Annotated in this window: 1 protein-coding gene; it reads right to left on the bottom strand. The window is 62.1% G+C overall.

Going from position 1 to position 583, the window contains the following annotated elements:
• The coding region (locus MELE44368_RS24785) for an AMP-binding protein (protein ID WP_164890220.1) at positions 1 to 583 on the bottom strand (583 nt) is incomplete at both ends.

The raw sequence follows: 583 nt of genomic DNA, 5'->3' as shown, positions 1-583 counted from the left end.
CACTCATCAAGAACAAAAAACCCCAAATGCGCCAACGGCACCCCGATCGGGCTGACCACACACCCCACATCGGCAGCGCTGATCTCCCTAAACGAGGCATGCACCGTGGTCTCGGTAATCCCATACATATTGATCAACCGCGGCGTGCCGCCCCGCGCGGCCAACCACCCCGCCAACCGCTGCGGCTCCAACGCCTCCCCACCAAAGACCACCGCCTGCAACGCCAACCGCGCACCCAACCCCGGATCCAACTCCACCGCAGCCTGCAACGCATAAAACGCCGACGGCGTCTGACTCAGCACCGTCACCTGCTGCTCGACCAACAACGCACACAAATCCTGCGGCGAACGCACCACCGCATCCGGAACCACCACCACCTGGCCCCCATACAGCAACGGGCCCCAGATCTCCCACACCGAATAGTCAAACGCCAACGAATGACACTGCGTCCACACCTGATCGGCCAAACCCATCTGCGCATCCAACGTCTCCAACAACCGCGTCACACTGCGATGCGCAACCGCCACCCCCTTCGGCCTACCCGTCGTCCCCGACGTGTAAATCACATACGCCACATCATCGG

The organism is Mycolicibacterium elephantis DSM 44368 (genome assembly GCF_004014805.1).
GTDB classification, from domain to species: Bacteria; Actinomycetota; Actinomycetes; order Mycobacteriales; family Mycobacteriaceae; genus Mycobacterium; species Mycobacterium elephantis.
The sequence above is the reverse complement of the archived record's forward strand: the minus strand, read 5'-3'. Positions and strand labels throughout refer to the sequence as shown.